Raw genomic sequence first — 20,272 nt, 5'->3', positions numbered from 1 at the left:
GCAATTTGGGCGCTTCCCCTTGACCGGATGCAAAAGCGCGGCCATGTGAGCGACAAATAGAACGAGATTTCGTCGCGCGCAGCGGAATTCTTCTGCCGCACCACAGCTGATATGAGACCTCATGGACGTCGTCGTCGTCGAATCGCCGGCCAAGGCAAAGACAATCAACAAATACCTCGGCAAGAACTATAAGGTTCTGGCCTCGTTCGGCCATGTCCGCGATTTGCCGGCCAAGGATGGCTCGGTGCGTCCGGACGAGGATTTCGCCATGTCCTGGGCGGTCGACACCGCTTCGGGCAAGCGGCTTGCCGACATCGCCAAGGCGGTCAAGGATGCCGACGGCCTGATCCTCGCCACCGATCCGGATCGCGAAGGTGAAGCCATTTCCTGGCATGTGCTGGAGGTGCTGAAGCAGAAGCGCGCGCTGAAGGACAAGCCGGTCAGCCGCGTCGTCTTCAACGCCATCACCAAATCGTCGGTGCTGGAAGCGATGGCCAATCCGCGCCAGATCGATGCGCCGCTGGTCGATGCCTATCTTGCCCGCCGGGCGCTGGATTATCTCGTCGGCTTCACGCTGTCGCCGGTGCTGTGGCGCAAGCTGCCGGGTGCTCGCTCGGCCGGACGTGTCCAGTCGGTTGCGCTGCGTCTCGTCTGCGACCGCGAGTCCGAGATCGAGCGCTTCATCCGCGAGGAATACTGGCAGATCGCTGCTCTGCTGGGCACGCCACGCAACGAGAATTTCGAAGCGCGGCTAACCGCCTTCGATCGCAAGAAGCTGCAAAAGCTCGACATTTCCAACAAGGCGCAGGCCGACGACATCAAGTCGATGCTCGAAGGCGCAACCTTCAAGGCGGTGTCGGTCGAAGCCAAGCCGACCAAGCGCAATCCCGGCCCGCCCTTCACCACCTCGACGCTGCAGCAGGCCGCATCGTCAGGCCTCGGCTTCTCGGCCAGCCGCACCATGCAGGTGGCGCAGCGGCTCTATGAAGGCATGGAGATCGGCGGCGAAACCACCGGCCTGATCACCTATATGCGAACCGACGGCGTGCAGATGGCGCCCGAGGCGATCGACGCCGCACGCGACGCCATCGCCAAGGAATTCGGCCCAAAATACCTGCCGGAAAAGCCGCGTTTTTACACGACCAAGGCCAAGAACGCCCAGGAAGCGCACGAAGCGATCCGCCCGACGGATTTCATGCGCACCCCGGCATCGGTCAGGCAATATCTCGATTCCGACCAGATGCGGCTCTATGAGTTGATCTGGAAGCGCGCCATCGCCAGCCAGATGCAGCCGGCCGAGATCGAGCGCACCACCGCCGAGATCGAGGCGGTCAACGGTTCACGCACCGCCGAGCTTCGCGCTATCGGCTCGGTCGTTCGTTTCGACGGTTTCATCGCCGCCTACACCGACCAGAAGGACGACGATGCGGAAGACGAGGAAAACCGCCGTCTGCCCGAAATCCGCGCCGGCGAACAGCTTGCCCGGCAGGCAATCAACGCCACCCAGCACACCACCGAGCCGCCGCCGCGTTATTCCGAGGCATCGCTGATCAAGAAGCTGGAAGAGCTCGGCATCGGCCGTCCTTCTACCTACACGGCGATCTTGAAGACGCTCGAGGACCGTGACTACGTCACCATCGACAAGCGCCGGCTGGTACCGCAGGCCAAGGGGCGGCTGCTGTCAGCTTTCCTCGAAAGCTTCTTCGAACGCTATGTCGAATACGACTTCACCGCCTCGCTGGAGGAAAAACTCGACGAGATCTCCGACGGCAAGCTTGCCTGGAAGGATGTGCTGCGCGATTTCTGGAAGGATTTTTCCGGCGCCGTCGCCGACATCAAGGAACTGCGCGTCACCGACGTGCTCGATGCGCTGAACGAAGAACTGGCGCCGCTGGTGTTTCCCGCGCGCGAAGACGGCTCCAATCCGCGCATCTGCCCGAAATGCGGCGCCGGCAATCTGTCGCTGAAGCTTGGTAAGTTCGGCGCCTTTGTCGGCTGCTCGAACTATCCCGAATGCTCCTTCACCCGCCAGCTCGGCGACGCCGCCAACCCCAATGGCGAGAATGGCGGCGGCGAGGACGGCACCAAGGTCATCGGCAAGGATCCCTACACGTCAGAAGAGATCACGCTGCGCAGCGGCCGCTTCGGCCCCTATCTGCAGCGCGGCGACGGCAAGGAAGCCAAGCGCTCCAGCCTGCCCAAGGGCTGGACGGCCGAGTCGATCGACCACGAGAAGGCGCTGGCGCTGCTGTCGCTGCCGCGCGATGTCGGCCAGCATCCGGAAACGGCCAAGATGATCTCGGCCGGGCTCGGCCGCTACGGCCCGTTCGTGCTGCATGACGGCACTTACGCCAATCTTGAAAGCATCGAGGACGTGTTCTCGATCGGTCTCAACCGCGCGGTGTCCGTAATCGCCGAGAAGCAGTTGAAGGGCAAAGGCGGCCGCAATGGCGGCACGGCCGCTGCGCTCAAGGAGCTTGGTGACCATCCCGATGGCGGCGGCAAGATCGTCGTGCGCGACGGCAAATACGGGCCTTACGTGAATTTCGGCAAGGTCAACGCCACCCTGCCCAAGGGCAAGGATCCGCAGTCGGTGACGATCGAGGATGCGCTGGCGCTGATTGCCGAGAAGGAAGCCAAGGGTGGCGGCGGCAAGAAGCCGTTCCGCAAGGCGGCAGCGGCCAAGGCGCCCGCAGCCAAGAAAACGGCGGCCAAGAAGCCGGCTGCGAAGAAGCCAGCCGCGAAGAAAAAAGGGTAGGATAGCGTGGCGCGCAAGATCACCGGCAGAACCCACGGCGATCCGCGCACCGCCGACACAAGAGCCAAGGTCAGGGACGACTATCGGCCGTCGCGTGACGAAATCCTGCGCTACATCGCCGAAAATCCCGATCGCGCCGGCAAACGCGACATCGCCAAGGCGTTCGCGTTGCGCGGCGACGACCGCATCTGGCTGAAGGATATTTTGCGCGACTTGCAGGACGAAGGCGTCCTGACCAAGGAGCGCAAGGGGCTGGCCCGCGTCGGCGCCCTGCCCCATGTCACGGTCCTCGATATTTTCGACCGTGACGCCGATGGCGTGCTGTTGGCGCGCCCCACCGAACACACAGCCAATGGACCGCCCCCCATCGTCTCCATCCGCCTGTCGCGCAGTGGCGGTGGACCGGCGCCCGGCATTGGCGACCGCGTGCTGGCCAAGACCTTTCCCGCCGACGAGACGAATGTCGCCCTTGGCGGCCCCGCCTACACCGGGCGGGTGGTCAAGATCTTCGAGAAACGCACCGATGCCGTGCTCGGTATTTTTCGCATCTTGCAGGACGGCACCTTCCGCATCGAGCCGGTGGAGCGGCGCCAGCCCGAACTGATCGTCGACAAGGAATTCCAGAACGGCGCCAAGAACGGCGACCTGGTCGAGGTCGAGCCCGCGCGGGCCTCCCGCTATGGGTTGCCGAGAGCCAAGGTGCTCAACGTGCTGGGTTCGCTGACCAGCGAAAAGGCGGTCTCGATGATCGCCATCCACGCGCATGACATTCCGCATATCTTTCCGGCCGACGTCATCGCCGAATCCGAAGCCGTCAAGCCGGCGACGCTTGCTCACCGTGAGGACTGGCGCGACCTGCCGCTGGTCACCATCGATCCGGCCGACGCCAAGGACCATGACGACGCGGTCTTCGCCACGCCGGATCTCGACGAGAAGAACCCCGGCGGCGTGGTCGCCACCGTGGCGATCGCCGATGTCGCCGCCTATGTCCGCTATGGCACCGCACTCGATCGCGAGGCGCTGAAGCGCGGCAATTCGGTCTATTTTCCGGATCGTGTCGTGCCGATGCTGCCCGAGCGCATCTCCAACGATCTCTGCTCGCTGCGCGAAAGCCAGGACCGGCCGGCGCTCGCCGTGCGCATGGTTTTTTCGGCCGAGGGCCGCAAGCTCCGGCACTCCTTCCATCGTGTCATGATGAAGTCGGCGGCAAAGCTCGCCTACAGCCAGGCCCAGGCGGCGATCGACGGCGTGCCGGACGATAAGACCGGTCCGATCCTCGACACCGTGCTGAAGCCGCTATGGGACGCCTATGCGATCCTCAAGCGTGGCCGCGATGGCCGCCAGCCGCTCGAACTCGATCTGCCGGAGCGCAAGATCATGCTCAAGCCGGACGGCACCGTCGATCGCGTCATCGTGCCGGAGCGGCTCGATGCCCACAAGCTCATTGAAGAATTCATGATCCAGGCCAATGTTGCCGCGGCCGAGACGCTGGAGGCGAAGAAGCAGGAACTGGTCTACCGCGTGCATGACGCGCCGTCGCTGGCCAAGCAGGAATCGCTGCGCGAGTTCCTGCAGACGCTTGGCCTGTCGCTGGCGCGTGGCGCGCAGATGCAGCCTGCCCAGTTCAACGGCATTTTGGAGCGCGTGCGCGGCGCCGACAATGAAGGCCTGGTCAATGAAGTGGTGCTGCGCTCGCAGAGCCAGGCCGAATACTCGCCCAAGAACATCGGCCATTTTGGTCTCAACCTCCGCCGCTACGCCCATTTCACCTCGCCGATCCGCCGCTATGCCGATTTGATCGTGCATCGCGGACTTATTGCCGCACTCGGCCTCGGTCCGGGCGGGCTGACGCAGGACGAAGCGGCACGGCTCGAAGATGTCGCGGTGCTGATCTCCGGCACGGAACGCCGCGCAATGGCTGCGGAGCGCGATACTGTCGACCGTCTGATATCAGCCTATCTTGCCGAACGCGTCGACGACCGTTTCGACGCCCGCATCTCCGGCGTCACCAAATCAGGACTATTTGTCCAATTGCCGCAGTACGGCGCGGATGGTTTCATCCCGGTGTCAACATTGAACGGCGATTACTATATCTACGACGAAACGGCCCGCTCCCTGTTCGGAGAACGCTCGGGCAAAGGTTACCAGCTCGCGGACCGCGTCGAGGTCCGGCTCGTCGAGGTGGCACCGATGGCTGGCGCGATGCGCTTCGAGATGTTGACCGACCCGAAGCCTTTGCCGGGCTCCAAGCGGTCGTTTCACAAGGCCAAGGGCCGCGCCCGCGCGTCGCAATCGCGACCCGGTTCGCGCGGCAGGAGACGATGATGGCAACAGCCACGGAAGAACAGGTTTTCGGCGGAGAACATCACTCGGGCCGGGCGGCGCGCCCGCTGTGGACGGCGATGAAGCGCGGCCTGCTCGGCCGCTGCCCGCATTGCGGCGAAGGCAAGCTGTTTCGCGCTTTCACCAAGACCGTCGACACATGCAGTGTCTGCGGCGAGGAACTGCATCACCACCGCGCCGACGACCTGCCCGCCTATCTCGTCATCGTCATCGTCGGCCACATCGTGCTCGGCGCCTTCATGGGCTTTGAGGCAACGTCGACTTTGTCCACGTGGCAGCACATCGCAATCTGGGTGCCGCTGACCATCCTTTTGTCGATCGCGCTGCTGCAGCCGGTCAAGGGTGCCGTCATCGGACTGCAATGGGCCTTCTATATGCACGGCTTCGGCGGCGAACACGACGTGATCGAGCCGCATCCCGAAGCTTGAGCCGCAGCCAAGAATACGGCGTGGCGCAACATACCCACCGTGAAAGGCCACTTTCGCTTGCCAGAAGTTTCCGCTAGGTCCTGTGCATGGACGGTATGACCAAGGCGGAAGTCGATAAGATCGAGCGGAGCATGATCGCTCATAGCGACCAGCCAATTCGCCCGCGCGATGCGGCAACCCTCATCCTGCTCGACCGCAAGGGCGACGAGGTGCTGGTGCTGATGGGCCGTCGTCATGCCGGCCACGCCTTCATGCCGGGCAAGTTCGTCTTTCCCGGCGGCCGCACCGACCCGGCCGACAGCCGTATCCTGGTCGCCGCCGCATTGCATCCGGAGCAGGAAGCCAGGCTCATCGCCGGGCCGGGCCGCACAAGCCCCGCTCGAGCCCGCGCCATTGCCTTGTCGGCTATCCGCGAGACCTATGAGGAAGCCGGATTGCTGATCGGCCGCAAAGGCGCTTTCGCTACGGCCAGGCCCGATTGGCAAGGTTTTGCCGAACACGGCGTGCAGCCCTCCCTGGATATGTTGCGCTTCATCGCGCGTGCCATCACGCCGCCCAACCGGGTGCGCCGCTTCGACACGCGCTTCTTCAGCGCCTGGCGTGACGACGTCGCGGTCGAACTGCCGGGTGGCGGTCCAACCAACGAACTCGAAGAGCTGGTCTGGCTGCCGCTTGCCAAGGCCAGGGAAGCCGACATCCCCGACATCACCCGGATGATCCTGGACGAGCTGGAAAAGCGCCTCGCCCATGATCCGCTTTTGCATCCGGGCGGCCCGGTGCCCTTTTACCGGCTTGTCCGCAACCGCTTCACCCGCGACCTTCTGTAGAGTATTCAGCATCCCATGACTGTCGACACCCAATCAAAGGGCGACGAACGCGTACACTGGCTGCCGATGGTGGCGGCGATCTCTTCGATCAGCGTCGTCGGCATCGCCATCGGTCTCGGCATGCCGCTGCTCAGCGTCATCCTGGAAACACGCGGCCATTCGGCCTCGATGATCGGCCTCAACACCGCCGTCGCCGGCCTTGCCTCGATCGCCGGTGCGCCGCTGGCGACACCGCTTGCCATGCGCTTCGGCGTCGCCTGGACCATGATTGCCATGATCGCCGCCGGCGCTCTGGCCTTCGTCGGTTTCCATTTCGCACCCGATTTCTGGATGTGGTTTCCATTGCGCATCGTGCTGCATGTCGCGCTGACGGTGCTGTTCATCCTGTCCGAATTCTGGATCAGCACCTCGGCGCCGCCGCATCGGCGCGGCCTTGTCCTTGGTATTTACGCCACGGTTCTGTCACTCGGCTTTGCCGCCGGACCGTGGCTGTTTGCCCATCTCGGCAGCTCAGGCTTCAGGCCGTTCGGTGTCATCATCGCTCTGGTGACGCTGGCCGCCATACCGGTGCTGGCAGCGCGCAACGAGAGCCCGACGATCGTCTCCGACGGCGAGACCAGCAATTTCCTGCGTTACATCTGGCTGGTGCCTTCGGCGACCGCTGCCGTGCTGGTGTTCGGCGCGGTGGAAACCGGCGGCTTTGCGCTGTTCCCGATCTACGGCAGCCGCATCGGCTATTCCGAAGCCGACGCAGCCCTTCTCCTGACCATGATCGGTCTTGGCAATGTGCTGTTGCAGATCCCCATCGGCATGATCAGCGACCGCGTCAGCGACCGCCGCTATCTGCTGATTGCCTGCGCCATGGTTGGTCTTGTCGGTACCGTCTTCATGCCCTTCTTCGCCCAGAATTGGCATTTGATGGCCGCGCTTCTGTTCGTCTGGGGCGGCGTCGTCGCTGCCATGTACACGATCGGCCTTGCCCATCTCGGCTCGCAGCTTTCCGGCCATGAACTGGCGTCGGCCAACGCCGCCTTCGTGCTGTGCTACGGCGTCGGCATGGTGCTCGGCCCGCAAGCGATCGGCATCGGTATGGATGCGTTCGGCCCGTCCGGATTCGGCTGGTCGCTTGGCCTGTTCTTCGCCGCCTATATTGCTCTGGTCGCCATGAGGTTGGTTCGCAAGATCCTGCTGTAGCGCGACTGCGCCAGCCCTGCATTTCGCACCGCATGGTGACAGGCTGCTGACAGAACCGTGTCAGTAGCCCGGGGCTAAAAGGGTGTCCCAAAACACTTGAGGACATTTCCATGATCGACAGCGGCTTTGAAACCACATCGCTACGAATGACACTGCTTCTGCTTGTGACCTTCCAGGCTCCGGCCGCCGATGTCGACCGCATCATGGACGCGGTGGTCGCGATCGCACCGCTGGCCATGGGCAAATATGACCGCAACGCCTATCAGTCGGCGCACGGCATCGAACGCTACAGGCCGCTTGAGGGTGCGGCCGCCGGCGCCGAAACGGAACTGCGGCGGCGCCCCGGCACGGTCGAGGTTTCCTTCGAACTGCCGGACGACCAGACGTTGGCCGCCCGCGTCGTCGAGGCGATTTTCCAGGCACACTCCTACCAGGAGCCGGTGATCCGCATTCAGCCGATTCTTGCCAGCCGTTCCAAAGGGCTGGACGACCGCGCCAATCCGAATCGCTGGTGGAACACGACCGGAGACTGGAAGAAGGCTGCGGCATCGGCGACGGAAACCGCATGATTTCCGGTCACCAGCAGGCTCGCGCGTATCGCACAAGGCCTGCCGGGCTTGACTTTCCGGGCGCGTTCTTTATGTGTCGCGCCAAGTTTCCCGCGTCCGGGTGTTTCCCCGTGCTCCAGCGGCCAAAACCCCACGAACAAACGGACTGATATCATGGCCAAAGCCGCAAACATCAAGATCAAGCTTCTGTCGACCGCCGACACCGGTTTCTTCTACGTGACCAGCAAGAACAGCCGCACCAAGACGGACAAGCTGTCGTTCCGCAAGTACGACCCGGTCGCCAAGAAGCACGTCGAATTCAAGGAAACCAAGATCAAGTAATCTGGGTTTCCCTCTGCAATGCCGAAACGCCGCCCGATAGGGCGGCGTTTTTCGTTTATAACCAGTTGATTTCATTGCATTTGCGTAGAGATTCCACCCAAAAGGATTGACCCTTCGCCGGGGTTGCGGCACCCTTGGTCGTGGGTTGGCAGGGTGTCATGAACAAGGCGCCTACGGATGTCGAAGAAGTTGAAAGCTGCGATCATTGCAGCCCTTGTTGCTCTGGCTGCTGGCTTTGCCGTCAGTAACGGGCTGATAAGTCAGCAGACGGCCGATGAGATCAAGGCCAGGACCGACCAGGTTTTGACTGAGGAAGAGGCATCACAGCCCGCACCTCAGCCTGACAGTCCCGTCGCACCTTCCACGGAACCTGCATCGCAGGCTCCGAGCCCGCCAGCCGCGGCACCCCCGCAAGGATCCCAACAGGGTCAATGAAGAAGCCCGCGCAAAGATGGCTCCCGTCGTGTGATCGCGCCATCACCTGCGGTGTATCATTTTAATACAATCGCCAATTGGTAGACTCGCAGGACGGATAGGCAGTTAGTTTCAGCGTCGGGCAAAAAGGGGGAATGCCTCGATACCGGGAGAAAACGATGTCCATTCAAAAAGGTGATTATCGAACCAACAGAGCCGACTACGCGATTGCCGCGATGCATGGCGGACTGACCGCCGACGACAGCGATCGAGACGAGATCCTGGCAAGAAGAAAAAAGTCCCTGTGGCTGAAAGATCGGCGCTCAACCAAGTCAGCCGAGAACCCGATGGATAGCTCGCCGCTGCCCAGAAGAATCCCTCGCGGTTAGCGGTCTACAATCGCCTTCCGCGATCGCACCATACCCGCACATAGCCAACTCGCCCATATTGCAGGTGCCGCCGTCGATGTTGACCTCTCCGACGACGGCCCTAGTTCGTGGCGAAATGACTTCCGTTCTTTTTAGAAGACGGCGGGACTAAGGTCTTGCGCTCTACACGCAAAGGTCCGAGCGGTCCTGTTCGGTTCCGGAAATGTCTATTGGACGTTCCGCTATTTTATCCAATTGAAATGTAGCGTTACCGTGTATTCCCGCCCGATATCGGCGCCCGATCTGGCTGCCCGCAACCACAGTAGCTTCAGCGCCCTGTGTGGATCCCTATGCAACTGCTCGGTCGCCCCCAATTGGACTCAGCCACGGCTGAGTCCCCTCAGCCGATGCGGTCACCGTTTTTCGGATCGAACAGATGCAGCGACGCCGGATCGGCGGCCAGCCGCACCACGTCGCCGGGCTTCACGCCGGCACGGCCCATGGCAAAGACGCACAACTGCTGGCTGGCGAGCTTGACGTAGAACTGCGTCGAAAGTCCGAGCGGCTCGACCACACCCACCTCGCCCTTCAGCGCGCCGTCATCCGCCAGCCTTATATGTTCGGGCCGCAAGCCGACGGTGATGGCGTCAGCGTCCTTCAGCGGCAGGCCTTCCGGCAGCCGCAGCGCCTGGCCATCGGCCAGAACGGCCTCCCACGTAGCACCTTTGCGAACCGTTGCCGGCAGGAAATTCATACCGGGTGAACCGATGAATCCGGCGACGAACATGTTGGCCGGCCGGTCATAGAGATCGAGCGGTGCGCCGACCTGCTGGATCAGCCCGTCATGCATGACGACGATCCGGTCGGCCATGGTCATCGCCTCGATCTGGTCATGGGTGACATAGACCGAGGTGGTCTTCAGTTGCTGATGCAGCGCCTTGATCTCGGCGCGCATATGGACGCGCAGCTTGGCGTCGAGGTTCGACAGCGGCTCGTCGAACAGGAACACCTTGGGATCGCGCACGATGGCCCGGCCCATGGCGACGCGCTGACGCTGGCCGCCGGACAGTTGCCGCGGCAGGCGCTGCAGGAAGCTGTCGAGCCCGAGCCGCTTGGCCGCGCCGTCCACCCTCGCGTCGATCGTCGTCTTCTCCGCCTTCTTCAGGAGCAGGCTGAAGCCCATGTTCTTCGACACGTCCATATGCGGATAGAGCGCGTAGGACTGGAACACCATGGCGATGTCGCGGTCCTTGGGTGCTACGTCGTTGACCAGCCGCTCGCCGATACGGATCTCGCCGCCGGAAGCCTCCTCCAGCCCGGCGATCATGCGCAAAAGCGTGGACTTGCCGCAGCCTGACGGCCCGACCAGGACGACAAACTCGCCATCGGCGATTTCAAGGTCGACCGCGTGCAGGACGCGGACCGCGCCATAATCCTTGCGGACCTTTTCGAGCGTAACAGAGGCCATCGATCTATCCTTTGACGGCGCCGGCGGTCAGGCCGGTGACGAGATAGCGTTGCAGGAAGGCGAAGAAGATACAGACCGGGATCAGCGCCAGGATGGATGCCGCCATCATCTGTCCCCAGTCGACGGCGAACTTGCCGATGAAGGTGAGCAGGCCGACCGCGAAGGTCTTCTGGTCGTCGCTGGAGATCAGCATCAGTGCGAACAAAAGCTCGCTCCAGGCGGCGGTGAAGACGAAGCCGAGCGTGGCGCCCATGCCCGGCAGCGTCAGCGGCACGATCACCTTGCGCATCGCCTGCGCGCGCGTGCAGCCGTCGATCATCGCCGCCTCCTCCAAATCCTTCGGAATGCCGTCGAAGAACGACTGCATCAGGAAGGTGGCAAACGCCGTGTTGAAGGCGGTGTAGATGATGATCAGCCCGGTCAGGCTGTTGATCAGGCCGATCTGCCCCATGACGCGGTAGATCGGCGGAATGACCATCACCAGCGGAAAAGTCTGGGTCAAAAGCAACATCAGCGCCAGTGCCGCCTTGCCGCGAAAGGTGAAGCGCGACATGGCATAACCGGCGAGCGTGGCGATGATCGTCACCAGTGCCGCCGTCGACACCGAGACGATGACGCTGTTGAGGAAATAGCGCGGGAAATCGGTGGCCTCGAGAACGGTGACGAAATTCTGCAGCGTCACGCGCGACGGCCAGAAGGTGATGCCTTCGGAATAGAGAAGCCGCTCCGGCGTGACCGAGATCTTCAGCGTCCAGTAGATCGGGAACAAGGCGAAGATCACGTAAGCGGCAATGGCGGCGTAGAGGCCGATACCGCCGAAGAAGCGCTGCGAGGCTGAACGTCCTGCGATCATCAGACGTGCCTCACCAGCGTACGGCGGATGCCGATCAGCGCGATCGCATAGGCAATGAGCAGGACTAATAGCAGCACGGCCACCGCCGAGGCATAGCCCTTGTCCAGCGATTTGAAGGCACTGACATAGATGTAGACAGGCACCGTGTTGGTCGAGCCGGCTGGTCCGCCCTCGGTCATGACGAAGATCAGGTCGGCGAAGGTAGCGATCCAGATGGTGCGCAACATCACGGTGATGGCGATGGTCGGCGCCAGGAATGGCAGCGTCACCTTGGTGAAGCGCTGCCAGGGCGAAGCGCCGTCGATCGCCGCCGCCTCATGCAGTTCCGACGGGATCGACTTCAGCGCCGCCAAAAGCGTGATGGCGAAGAACGGAATGCCGAACCAGATATTGGCGACGATCGGCCCCCACATGGCGGTTGAGGGATCGGACAGCACATTGGTCGGCTCGGCTTTCAGCCCCAGCGCGAAAAGCCAGTGCGGCAATGGCCCGATGATCGGATTGAACAGCCAGGCCCAGGTCAGGCCCGACAGGAAGGACGGCACCGCCCAGGGCAGGAACACCAGGGCCTGCACGGCCTTGCGGCCGCGAAACGGTTTGTCGAGCAGCAGCGCCAGGCCAAGACCGAGAAAGAACTGGAAGAACAGGCTGGCGACCGTCCACCACAGCGTGTTGACCAGCGCCTGCCCCAGCACCTGATCCGACAGCATCGCCTGATACTGTCCGAGCCCGACATATTCGGACTTGAACGCCGAGAATTTGCGGAACGAGTAGCTGATGCCGATGAGCAGCGGCACCAGAAGCACCACGACCAGCAGGATGATCGCCGGGCTGAGATAGAGCCATGGCTCGATTGCGGCATGGGATAGCCGCTTGCCACGCGGCTTGCCGGCGGATCGTATTTCGGACACGGCGTAGGTCATGGGCTCGGGGGCGCTCCTGGAACAGCGTCGGGGCTAATGACAAGCGTCCTTCTCCCGTTTACGGGGAGAAGATGCCGGTCCACCCTCCGCAGCTGCGGCGGAGGACGGGCAGGCAGATGAGGGGGCAGCGCGAACCTATCGAGGTATGGCGCAGCCCCTCACCCGTCACTTCGTGACACCTTCTCCCCGTGAACGGGGAGAAGGAAAAAAGAGGCGCTTACTTCTTGTTCTTCGCCAGCCAGTCCTGCTGTTCCTTGGTCAGGAACGTGGCCCATGCGTCGGCCGCTTCCTTGGCCGTCTTCTGGCCCAGCAGCACTTCCTGGAAGTTCTTGATCGCCACCTGGTCGACGAAGTTGCCGAGGTTCTCCAGATGCGTCGGCGGGGTGACCATTTCATATTTGGAGGTGTCGCTGAGCTCCGTGAACCAGCCCTTGAACTGCTCGGTCTTGAAATGGGGATCCTGGTCAGCGCCGTTGTGGATCGGGACGACGCCGACTTCCTTGGCCCATTCCAGATTGTCCTTCGGCGAAAGCAGCGTCGACATCAGCTTCCAAGCGTCGTCCTTGTGCTGCGAGTTGGCGAACATCGCCCAGCCAGCATAACCCAGCGTCGGATAGGACTTGCCGCTCGGTCCGACCGGCAATGGCGCAACCGCGAAGTCGTCGGCGCTCATCTTGTCGGCGATGCCGAGCAGCGCGTCCGGATCCTGGTTGAGCATGGCGCAGGTCCCGGAATAGAAGCCGGTGACCGTTTCGTTGAAGCCCCAGCTCACCGCATCCTTCGGCGCCAGGCCGTCCTTGTACATGTCGGCCAGCATCTGCAAGCCCTTGACCGAACCTTCGTCGTTGATGGTCGAAGTGCCGTCCTCGTTGAAGTAGCCACCCTTGCCGGCGGCGATGTTCATGAACATGTGCATGCCGTTGAAGGCGCCCGGCCCGCCGCGCAGGCAGTAGCCGTACTTGCCGGGGATCGCGGAGATCTTCTTGGAATCGGCGATGAAATCCTCGAGCGTCGCCGGCGGACCGTCTAGGCCGGCCTCCTTGAACAGTTTCTTGTTCCAGAACAGCGCGTTCACATAGTAGCCGTAGGGGATCATGAACTGGGTGTTGTTGACGGTCGAGCCGAACTGCTTGGCGCGGTCGCCGAGCGTCTTGGCGTCGTCCCATTTGGCCATGTAGGGGCCGAGATCCTCAAGCTGGGCATTGTTGGCGTAGAGGCCCATCCAGCGTTCCGGCATCTCGACAATGTCGGGCGTATCGCCGGCCTGCACCATGGTCAGGAATTTCTCGAAGGCCTGGCCCCAGGGCAGCGAGATCAGCTCGACCTTGACGCCCGGATTGGCCGTTTCGAATTCGGCGATCTGCTTCTTCAGGAATTCGGTGCGCGGCGGGCTGGTGATGACTTCGACCATTTTCAGGGTCGAATCGGCCACGGCATTTCCGGCGGAAATCGCCAGTCCCGCAACGGTGGCTAGCATGACGGTCAGTTTTTTCATGTTCAAGACTCCCATTTTGAACCCGCTTGTTATTTTCTGGCTTTTTCGAAGGCCTGGGCCACGTCAGCCCACAGGTCTTCGACACTCTCCAATCCGACATTGAAGCGGATGGTTCGGGGGCTGACGCCGAAGCGCGCCATCGAATTCAGGCCCGGCGTCTGCTCCAGCGACGCCTTGGCCGGTACGACCAGGCTTTCATGCCCGCCCCAGCTGACGCCGATGCGGAAATATTTCAGCGCATCGACGAAGACGGGGATGTCGATATCGTCCGTCACCTCGAAGGAGAACAGACCGGCATAACCGGCCAGCGTCGCCTTGCCCGGATGGTTCGAATAGACGGGATGGTTGACCCGCTCGACATTGGCATGCGCCTTCAGCCGTTCGGCAATGGTCAGGCCGCTCTTCATGTGGTGCGGCAGGCGCAGCGGCAGCGTGCGCAAGCCGCGCAGCAGCAGCCATGCCTCGAACGGCGACAGCTTGCCGCCGAGATAGGAATAGGTCTGCTCGTTGATGTGCTTGATATGGGCCGCCGAACCCGCCACCACGCCAGCGACCGTATCGCTGTGGCCGCCGAGATATTTCGAGGCCGAGTGCAGCACCAGATCGACGCCATGCGCGATCGGCTTCTGGAACACCGGTGTCGACCAGGAATTGTCGATCGTGGTGACGATGCCCTGCTCCTTGGCCAGTCGCGTCAGGTGCGCGATATCCTGCAGCTCGAACATCATCGAGGTCGGGCTTTCCAGATAAAGCAGCTTGGCGCCGGGAAGTGCCGCCGCGACCGCATCCGGATCGGAGCCGTCGACATAGTCGACCTTGATGTTGAGCCGCGGCAAAAGCCGCTCGAACAGCCGGTAGGCATCGCCATAGCAATTGCGCACCGCCACGATGCGCTCGCCCGCACCGACAAAGGCAAGCACCGTGGCACTGATCGCCGCCATGCCGCTGGAAAAGCCGCGCGCGGCTTCTGCGCCCTCAAGCGCCGCCACCCGCGCCTCGAACTCCATCACCGTCGGGTTGTCGCCGCGCGAGTAGATCGGCTGCTTTCGTTTGCCGGCAAAGGTATCGGCCATCTCGGCATAATTGGCGAAGGTGAACAGCGAGGTCTGGTAGATCGGCGGCACCACGGCACCGCCGGGAAACGGCTCGTCATGCGCCAAGAGTGTCGCCGCTTCGGCAAGATAGTCGTGATCGAAACTTGATGGATGCTCGTTCATGTCTGGCTCGAAAGTTTGAGTTTGGCGGCACCGCGCTTGAGATCGTCCTCGACGGTGGCGATCAGCTTGAGCGCCTCGGCGCGGGCGCCCTGCGGGTCGCGGGCGGCGATGCATTCGTAGATGGTGCGGTGGTAGGGAAAGCTGGCGTGGCCGAAATCGCGAACGCCGAGCGGATGCTCCCAGAAACGATGGAACAATTCGTGCATGGCGGCGATGATCTGCTCAAACAGCGGGTTGCCCGAGACCCGGTAGATGGCCTGGTGGAACTCCCAGTCCTCTTCCGACGACATGCCCTCGCGTGTGCGAAACGCCTGCTCCATGATGTCGAGCTTGCGCGCGATCTCGGCGATGTCGGCTTGGCTGGCGCGTTCGGCGCAAAGGGCTGCGGCCTCCGCTTCCAGCGCGCGGCGGATCTCCAGCGTCTGCATCAGGCTGGTGAAATCATTGCCGCCGGCCAGCGTCAGCGGCATGTGCAGCATGTCCGGCGAGACGGCGGCCTTGAGATAGGTGCCGCTGCCTTGCCGGCGCTCGACGAGGCCGAGCCCTTCCCAGCGTGTCAGCGCCTCGCGCACGGTGTTACGGCTGACCTTCAGCCGCTCGGCCAGAATACGCTCGGTTGGAAGCCGCTCGCCTGGCTGCAAGGCCTCGGCGCGGACAAACCCCACCAACGCCTTCAGCACGGCGTCATCGCGCGCCGTCGTCTGAATCGGTGGCAGGCTGTTCTGGTCCACATCAACTCCAAGTGGTCCAATGGTCCAACCAATTTCTGCATGGATGGAAACTCCTGTCAATCACTTGTCAGGAGAACTGTCGAAGGGAGCGACGCAATGCGTTCAAGGCGGTCGCGCGATCCCGCCTCGATCGTGTCTGCTAACCCGCAGCCGGTGGTCCGAACCAAGTGGTCAGCGCATCCACCAGTCCCTGCTGGGTCCCCACCCCAACCCAAGCCACATATCCATCGGGCCGGATCAAGACGGCGTCGGGCGCGGCGACCGTCCCCAGCACCGGAAGATCCCAGGCACCGGCACACAAGGCGTCGATCTGCAGGACCCGATCAGCCCAGGGCGCGATTTCCAGTCTGCCGGGCTCACCGAGGTTGAGGAGCACCGGCCGCGCGTCGTGCAGCAAGGTGAAGAGCCGCAACGGCCCGTTGGAGGTGACCAGATCGATGTCGGGCATTCGCCGCCCAAACAGTGGATGCCCCCCGCCGAGGTCGTAATGGACACCCAGGCCGGACATCTCCGCGGCGATCCGTTTGCGAGGCTCTTCCATGCCAAGCAACTCGGCAAAGATGTCGTTCAATGCCTTGGTGCGGGCATCCATGCGACGAAGCGCAACCTGTGCCATCGCGTTGCGCAGTACGCGGGCGGCAATCGGATGACGCTCGGCGTGATAGCTGTCTAGCAGGCTTTCCGGTGATATCCGCTTGACCACCTGGGCGAGTTTCCATCCCAAGTTCACCGCGTCCTGCACGCCAATGTTGAGCCCCTGCCCGCCCATCGGCGGATGGATATGCGCGGCGTCGCCGGCCAGCAGGACGCGTCTGTCGCGGTAGGCCACAGCCTGGCGCGTCATGTCGGTGAAACGGGAGAGCCAGGTTGGGTTGTGGACCCCGTAATCGGTGCCGTAGACTGCGACAAGTGCCTCGCGGAGATCGTGCAGCGTCGGTTCGCCTCCGATGGTCAGTTGCCTCTCGGTCAGCACGACACCGACCCGCCCGCCTTCCTCGATCTTGCCTATCGCATGAATTCCGAACGCATTGCTGTGAAAGCCCCATTCCGGCTCTTCCGACATCTCGGCCTCGGCAATCATCCAGCTCATCGTCGGATCCCATCCGGCAAACTCGATGCCGATTGCCTTGCGAATGGTGCTGCGGCCCCCGTCGCAGCCGACCAGATATGCAGTCCTCAGATGGTGGCCGGTGGAAAGTTCGACATCGACGCCGCTGTGGTCCTGGGTAAACCCCGCAACCTCGTGGCCATGATAGATCGGCACCTTCAATTCGCCGACCCAGTCGGCCAGGATGCGCTCGATGTGATTTTGCCGCAGCGCCAACAGATAGTTATGCCGGGTTGGGAAGTCGCTGATGTCCAGGCGGGTCATGTGAAAGCCCACGGCTGGGCCTACCTGGCCCTGCGAAAGGAACCGATCCGCAATTCCACGCTGATCGAGCACTTCGATGGTTCGGGCATGCAGGCCGCCGGCGCGCAAGCCGGCGAGTTTCTGATCCGGCCGTCGTTCGATAATGGCGACGTCGACGCCTGCCAACGCCAGTTCGCCCGCCAGCATCAATCCCGTCGGACCGCCCCCTGCGATCACCACCGCATGATCTGAAATCATTATCATCACTCCCGTGTTCCGTACCTTTGGGCCACGGTTTTACGGGAGGAGCCGGGTCTTGCCGCAAGCCCCTGGTGCGCCATATGTATGAGATGGAGGGGATAGCTGTTTCTTTCCCCTTGATGACCCGCTGTACGAGACGCCGAACGGCGACGGGCAGACCGCATCTGCAGGCGGATGCCGCCACAAGCCGGTGAGACTATCCCTATATCGGTGAAGAATACGGCAGCGGCATTACCCCAATCTGCAAAGTCCCAGCCCACGCCCTTGTTCGCTAGGACGACAGTCTAGAGCGTCGGGCGAATTGGGTGAATCGATGTGATTCCCTTTTTGGTGGAACTGTGATTCCCTTGGGCACGGAGGTGCTTCATGGGAAAAATAACTTCGGCTGATTTGCGACTTCGGATGGTGCGGGGCATTGCAGCTGGTAAGTCGCGGCGAGCGGTGGCGGCTCAATTTGAGGTGGCTCCGTCAACGGCGGTGCGGGTGCAAGCGCGGTATGCTGCGACCGGTTCACTGGCGCCGGCGCGGCAGGGCCGCCCGGCCGGCTCTGGCAAGCTGGGGCCGTTGCGGCAGGTCATTTTGGATAAGGTGCATGCCAAACCGGACATCACGATGCCGGACCTTGGCGCCTGGCTCGAGGCTGAGCACGGGGTGAAGGTGGACCCTTCGAACCTGTCGAAGTTTCTGTGCCGGGAAGGGCTTACCTATAAAAAAAGCGCTGCTGGCGTCGGAGCAAGAACGCCCCGACGTGAAGCAAGCCAGGCGTGACTGGCGCGAGCGCCGCCAGCCGCTGATGCGATGTCAACCGGCGCGGCTGGTCTTCATCGACGAAACCAGCGTCAAGACCAACATGACGCCGTTGCGTGGCCGCGCCCCTCGCGGCGAAAGGCTGCGGGCCGACGCGCCTTTCGGCAAATGGCAAACCCAGACCTTCATCGCCGGATTGCGCTGCCATGAACTCGTGTCGCCCTGGATCATCGAAGGAGCCATGGACGGCGCGGCTTTCGATGCCTATGTCGAGACCCAGCTTGCACCAAGCCTGAGCCGTGGCGACATCGTCATCCTCGACAATCTCAACGTTCACAAAAGTCCGCGCGCCGCACAGGCCCTGGCCGAGCGCGGCGCGTGGTTCCTGTTCCTGCCCAAATACTCCCCAGACCTCAATCCCATCGAGATGGCCTTCGCCAAGCTCAAGACACTGCTGCGCAAAGCCAAAGCGCGAAACTATGACGATCTCTGGCGCGCCATCGGCAATATCTGTGATCAGTTCAGCCCAACCGAATGTTGGAACTTTCTCAAAGAGGCCAGCTATGTTGCATGTTAATCGCCCGACGCTCTAGCCGACAAGGAGACGGTATCCATGGAGGACCTCTCGCAACGGCCATTGGTGCTGCTCGATCTACCGGAGTCACGCACCTATCTGATGGCGCTTTTTGATTTCGCCGCTCGCCGCCCGAAACTTGGCTTGCGTACCCGATCCTACGAGACGGTCCGCACCGCCGTTTCGAATGGGCTCGGCGTTTCGGTTCTCAACATAAAGCCAAATCGTAACGCAAGCCCCGACGGCCCCGAATTGCGACGCATTCCCATTTCCGATCAGCTGCGCCGGCCGACGTTATTGTCGTAGACCCCTATGGCGACAACAAACCGGCGTACGTGAAGGGCTTCATCCGCAATCGGCATCAGTACATATCGGAATTGGGGCCGGCAAATTTCGCAGTGTTCAAACCAGGGCAAGGTAACGGCCTGATCTACCCTGCCCCGCGAGTCTGAATGCCGCGTAGACACACAGGCGCCGATATCGATGGCATCGATAAAGCGGCGCCGCCCGCCAAGCATCGCCGCCACGCTCTGCTTTAAATGAGCCGCCCAGATCTAACTGAGCAAGCCAAGAGCTCTCAGAGTGGCAGCTTTAGATCGCCGCAGGAAACTCTGCGGACTGTTTCGATGATCAAGTCGCATTCCGCCTTCATGACCTTTCGCTCGATATCCTCAACGGCATCTGACGGATCAATATCGACCAATCGGCTGGCAATTGCGCGGCCATGATCATATTCGCTGTCAACAAGGTGGATAGTTGCGCCGGTTACGCTCTCACCTGCGTCAAACACGGCCTGATGAACCTTGCGCCCATACATACCCTTCCCCCCAAATCTGGGAAGCAAAGCAGGATGCACGTTCAATATCCTACCTTCAAAGGTTGTGAGCGTGCGGGGACCGAGTTTCCGAAGATACCCTGACAACACGATGAGTTCAGCCTCAGCATTTTGGAGTTCCCATCGCAACGCCTCATCCGCAGTATCCTCACAGGGCTGCGTGGGGATATAAATTGACGGAATTGCCTCCTCTTGAGCATATTTTAAAGCCGCCGAAGTCGGTCTATCACTCACGACCAAACAGGCTACCGCTTTCAGATCCCCACGATGAATTGCTTGGCTGATCGCCCGAAAAGATGAGCCATTGTTAGATGCTACGAACGCTATACGCAGCATTGGTTTCCCTGCCGTGTTATATCTGAAAAAAGAATATGGCTAACGGGTGCGGTCATAGTCTTAGCTCACCTGCCATATAACACGCTGCCTTCACTCCATCAGCGACCGCCGGCGCTATATAGCGTTCCGGAGCCCGTTGAATGAGATCGCCTCCAGCAAAAATCGCTCCCGATACGATGCGCTGAAGCGGCTTGTCCCATATTTGATCATAACTCGTAGTCATGCCAATTCTTACGAAACTCTCTCAACAAAACATGTC

General features: G+C 61.9%; 17 protein-coding genes and 1 pseudogene. 10 read left to right on the top strand and 8 right to left on the bottom strand.

Annotated elements, in window-relative coordinates; translation table 11 throughout:
- Positions 1 to 121 precede the first annotated feature (121 nt).
- The 8 genes from topA to ACSQ3L_RS18500 all read left to right on the top strand — a co-directional run bounded on the left by topA (position 122) and on the right by ACSQ3L_RS18500 (position 9,243).
- Positions 122 to 2,758: a type I DNA topoisomerase gene (gene topA / locus ACSQ3L_RS18535; RefSeq protein ID WP_436161267.1), complete on the top strand. Its 2,637-nt coding sequence runs from the start codon at positions 122 to 124 to the stop codon at positions 2,756 to 2,758.
- Positions 2,759 to 2,764: 6 nt separating this feature from the next.
- Positions 2,765 to 5,083, top strand: a complete 2,319-nt coding sequence (rnr, locus tag ACSQ3L_RS18530; protein ID WP_436161266.1) for a ribonuclease R — start codon at positions 2,765 to 2,767, stop codon at positions 5,081 to 5,083.
- A complete protein-coding gene (locus ACSQ3L_RS18525) occupies positions 5,083 to 5,529 on the top strand; it encodes a DUF983 domain-containing protein (protein ID WP_436161265.1) in 447 nt (148 codons plus the stop codon). The genes rnr and ACSQ3L_RS18525 overlap by 1 nt, the downstream gene beginning before the upstream one ends.
- A gap of 86 nt (positions 5,530 to 5,615) precedes the next feature.
- Complete coding sequence (locus ACSQ3L_RS18520) at positions 5,616 to 6,356, top strand: NUDIX hydrolase (protein WP_436161264.1); 741 nt, start codon at positions 5,616 to 5,618, stop codon at positions 6,354 to 6,356.
- Between the two features lie 15 nt (positions 6,357 to 6,371).
- Entirely contained in the window at positions 6,372 to 7,550 is a 1,179-nt protein-coding gene (locus ACSQ3L_RS18515) for an MFS transporter (RefSeq protein WP_436161263.1), read from the top strand.
- Positions 7,551 to 7,660: 110 nt separating this feature from the next.
- Positions 7,661 to 8,119, top strand: coding sequence for a hypothetical protein (locus ACSQ3L_RS18510; protein ID WP_436161262.1), 459 nt, complete (start codon positions 7,661 to 7,663; stop codon positions 8,117 to 8,119).
- Positions 8,120 to 8,272: 153 nt separating this feature from the next.
- Positions 8,273 to 8,440, top strand: coding sequence for a 50S ribosomal protein L33 (rpmG, locus tag ACSQ3L_RS18505; RefSeq protein WP_006201775.1), 168 nt, complete (start codon positions 8,273 to 8,275; stop codon positions 8,438 to 8,440).
- A gap of 593 nt (positions 8,441 to 9,033) precedes the next feature.
- Positions 9,034 to 9,243 (top strand): hypothetical protein, encoded by a 210-nt coding sequence (locus tag ACSQ3L_RS18500; RefSeq protein ID WP_436161261.1) that lies wholly within the window; start codon positions 9,034 to 9,036, stop codon positions 9,241 to 9,243.
- A gap of 379 nt (positions 9,244 to 9,622) precedes the next feature.
- On the opposite strand, the gene ACSQ3L_RS18495 is transcribed toward ACSQ3L_RS18500, so the two are convergent.
- From ACSQ3L_RS18495 to ACSQ3L_RS18465, 7 genes are all read right to left on the bottom strand, one after another.
- Entirely contained in the window at positions 9,623 to 10,690 is a 1,068-nt protein-coding gene (locus ACSQ3L_RS18495) for an ABC transporter ATP-binding protein (protein WP_436161260.1), read from the bottom strand.
- Positions 10,691 to 10,694: 4 nt separating this feature from the next.
- Positions 10,695 to 11,543, bottom strand: a complete 849-nt coding sequence (locus ACSQ3L_RS18490) for a carbohydrate ABC transporter permease (RefSeq protein ID WP_436161259.1) — start codon at positions 11,541 to 11,543, stop codon at positions 10,695 to 10,697.
- The gene (locus tag ACSQ3L_RS18485) at positions 11,543 to 12,466 is read right to left on the bottom strand and encodes a carbohydrate ABC transporter permease (RefSeq protein WP_436161258.1); all 924 of its coding nucleotides are present in this window, start codon (positions 12,464 to 12,466) and stop codon (positions 11,543 to 11,545) included. Before ACSQ3L_RS18485 ends, ACSQ3L_RS18490 begins: the two co-directional genes overlap by 1 nt.
- 217 nt (positions 12,467 to 12,683) lie before the next feature.
- Complete coding sequence (locus ACSQ3L_RS18480; RefSeq protein WP_436161257.1) at positions 12,684 to 13,961, bottom strand: ABC transporter substrate-binding protein; 1,278 nt, start codon at positions 13,959 to 13,961, stop codon at positions 12,684 to 12,686.
- A gap of 29 nt (positions 13,962 to 13,990) precedes the next feature.
- The gene (locus tag ACSQ3L_RS18475) at positions 13,991 to 15,178 is read right to left on the bottom strand and encodes a PLP-dependent transferase (RefSeq protein ID WP_436161256.1); all 1,188 of its coding nucleotides are present in this window, start codon (positions 15,176 to 15,178) and stop codon (positions 13,991 to 13,993) included.
- A complete protein-coding gene (locus ACSQ3L_RS18470) occupies positions 15,175 to 15,909 on the bottom strand; it encodes a FadR/GntR family transcriptional regulator (protein ID WP_292637798.1) in 735 nt (244 codons plus the stop codon). The genes ACSQ3L_RS18475 and ACSQ3L_RS18470 overlap by 4 nt, the downstream gene beginning before the upstream one ends.
- 139 nt (positions 15,910 to 16,048) lie before the next feature.
- Complete coding sequence (locus ACSQ3L_RS18465) at positions 16,049 to 17,518, bottom strand: FAD-dependent monooxygenase (RefSeq protein ID WP_436161255.1); 1,470 nt, start codon at positions 17,516 to 17,518, stop codon at positions 16,049 to 16,051.
- 369 nt (positions 17,519 to 17,887) lie between these two features.
- On the opposite strand from ACSQ3L_RS18465, the gene ACSQ3L_RS18460 reads away from it, so the two are divergent.
- Both ACSQ3L_RS18460 and ACSQ3L_RS18455 read left to right on the top strand, forming a co-directional pair.
- Positions 17,888 to 18,845, top strand: a protein-coding gene (locus ACSQ3L_RS18460; RefSeq protein ID WP_436161209.1) for an IS630 family transposase whose coding sequence is annotated in 2 segments (ribosomal slippage) — positions 17,888 to 18,238 and positions 18,240 to 18,845 — 957 coding nt in all. Because the reading frame shifts where the segments join, the coding sequence is not laid out codon by codon here.
- A gap of 12 nt (positions 18,846 to 18,857) precedes the next feature.
- Positions 18,858 to 19,148, top strand: a pseudogene (locus ACSQ3L_RS18455) (LysR substrate-binding domain-containing protein); the annotation flags it as partial.
- A gap of 271 nt (positions 19,149 to 19,419) precedes the next feature.
- Here ACSQ3L_RS18455 and purN read toward each other — a convergent pair.
- Positions 19,420 to 20,013 carry a phosphoribosylglycinamide formyltransferase gene (purN, locus tag ACSQ3L_RS18450; protein WP_436161254.1) on the bottom strand — a complete coding sequence of 198 codons (594 nt, stop codon included), beginning with the start codon at positions 20,011 to 20,013 and terminating at the stop codon, positions 19,420 to 19,422.
- Positions 20,014 to 20,272: the final 259 nt, after the last annotated feature.

Source organism: Mesorhizobium sp. LjRoot246, assembly GCF_964254115.1.
Classification (GTDB): Bacteria; Pseudomonadota; Alphaproteobacteria; order Rhizobiales; family Rhizobiaceae; genus Mesorhizobium.
The sequence above is the reverse complement of the archived record's forward strand: the minus strand, read 5'-3'. Positions and strand labels throughout refer to the sequence as shown.

Coding starts and splice junctions, on each gene's coding strand:
- ACSQ3L_RS18515 (WP_436161263.1), top strand. CDS start 6,372: ATGACTGTCGACACCCAATCAAAGGGCGACGAACGCGTACACTGGCTG.
- ACSQ3L_RS18510 (WP_436161262.1), top strand. CDS start 7,661: ATGATCGACAGCGGCTTTGAAACCACATCGCTACGAATGACACTGCTT.
- topA (WP_436161267.1), top strand. CDS start 122: ATGGACGTCGTCGTCGTCGAATCGCCGGCCAAGGCAAAGACAATCAAC.
- purN (WP_436161254.1), bottom strand. CDS start 20,013: ATGCTGCGTATAGCGTTCGTAGCATCTAACAATGGCTCATCTTTTCGG.
- ACSQ3L_RS18475 (WP_436161256.1), bottom strand. CDS start 15,178: ATGAACGAGCATCCATCAAGTTTCGATCACGACTATCTTGCCGAAGCG.
- ACSQ3L_RS18525 (WP_436161265.1), top strand. CDS start 5,083: ATGGCAACAGCCACGGAAGAACAGGTTTTCGGCGGAGAACATCACTCG.
- ACSQ3L_RS18480 (WP_436161257.1), bottom strand. CDS start 13,961: ATGAAAAAACTGACCGTCATGCTAGCCACCGTTGCGGGACTGGCGATT.
- ACSQ3L_RS18495 (WP_436161260.1), bottom strand. CDS start 10,690: ATGGCCTCTGTTACGCTCGAAAAGGTCCGCAAGGATTATGGCGCGGTC.
- ACSQ3L_RS18500 (WP_436161261.1), top strand. CDS start 9,034: ATGTCCATTCAAAAAGGTGATTATCGAACCAACAGAGCCGACTACGCG.
- ACSQ3L_RS18485 (WP_436161258.1), bottom strand. CDS start 12,466: ATGACCTACGCCGTGTCCGAAATACGATCCGCCGGCAAGCCGCGTGGC.
- ACSQ3L_RS18520 (WP_436161264.1), top strand. CDS start 5,616: ATGGACGGTATGACCAAGGCGGAAGTCGATAAGATCGAGCGGAGCATG.
- rpmG (WP_006201775.1), top strand. CDS start 8,273: ATGGCCAAAGCCGCAAACATCAAGATCAAGCTTCTGTCGACCGCCGAC.
- ACSQ3L_RS18490 (WP_436161259.1), bottom strand. CDS start 11,543: ATGATCGCAGGACGTTCAGCCTCGCAGCGCTTCTTCGGCGGTATCGGC.
- ACSQ3L_RS18465 (WP_436161255.1), bottom strand. CDS start 17,518: ATGATTTCAGATCATGCGGTGGTGATCGCAGGGGGCGGTCCGACGGGA.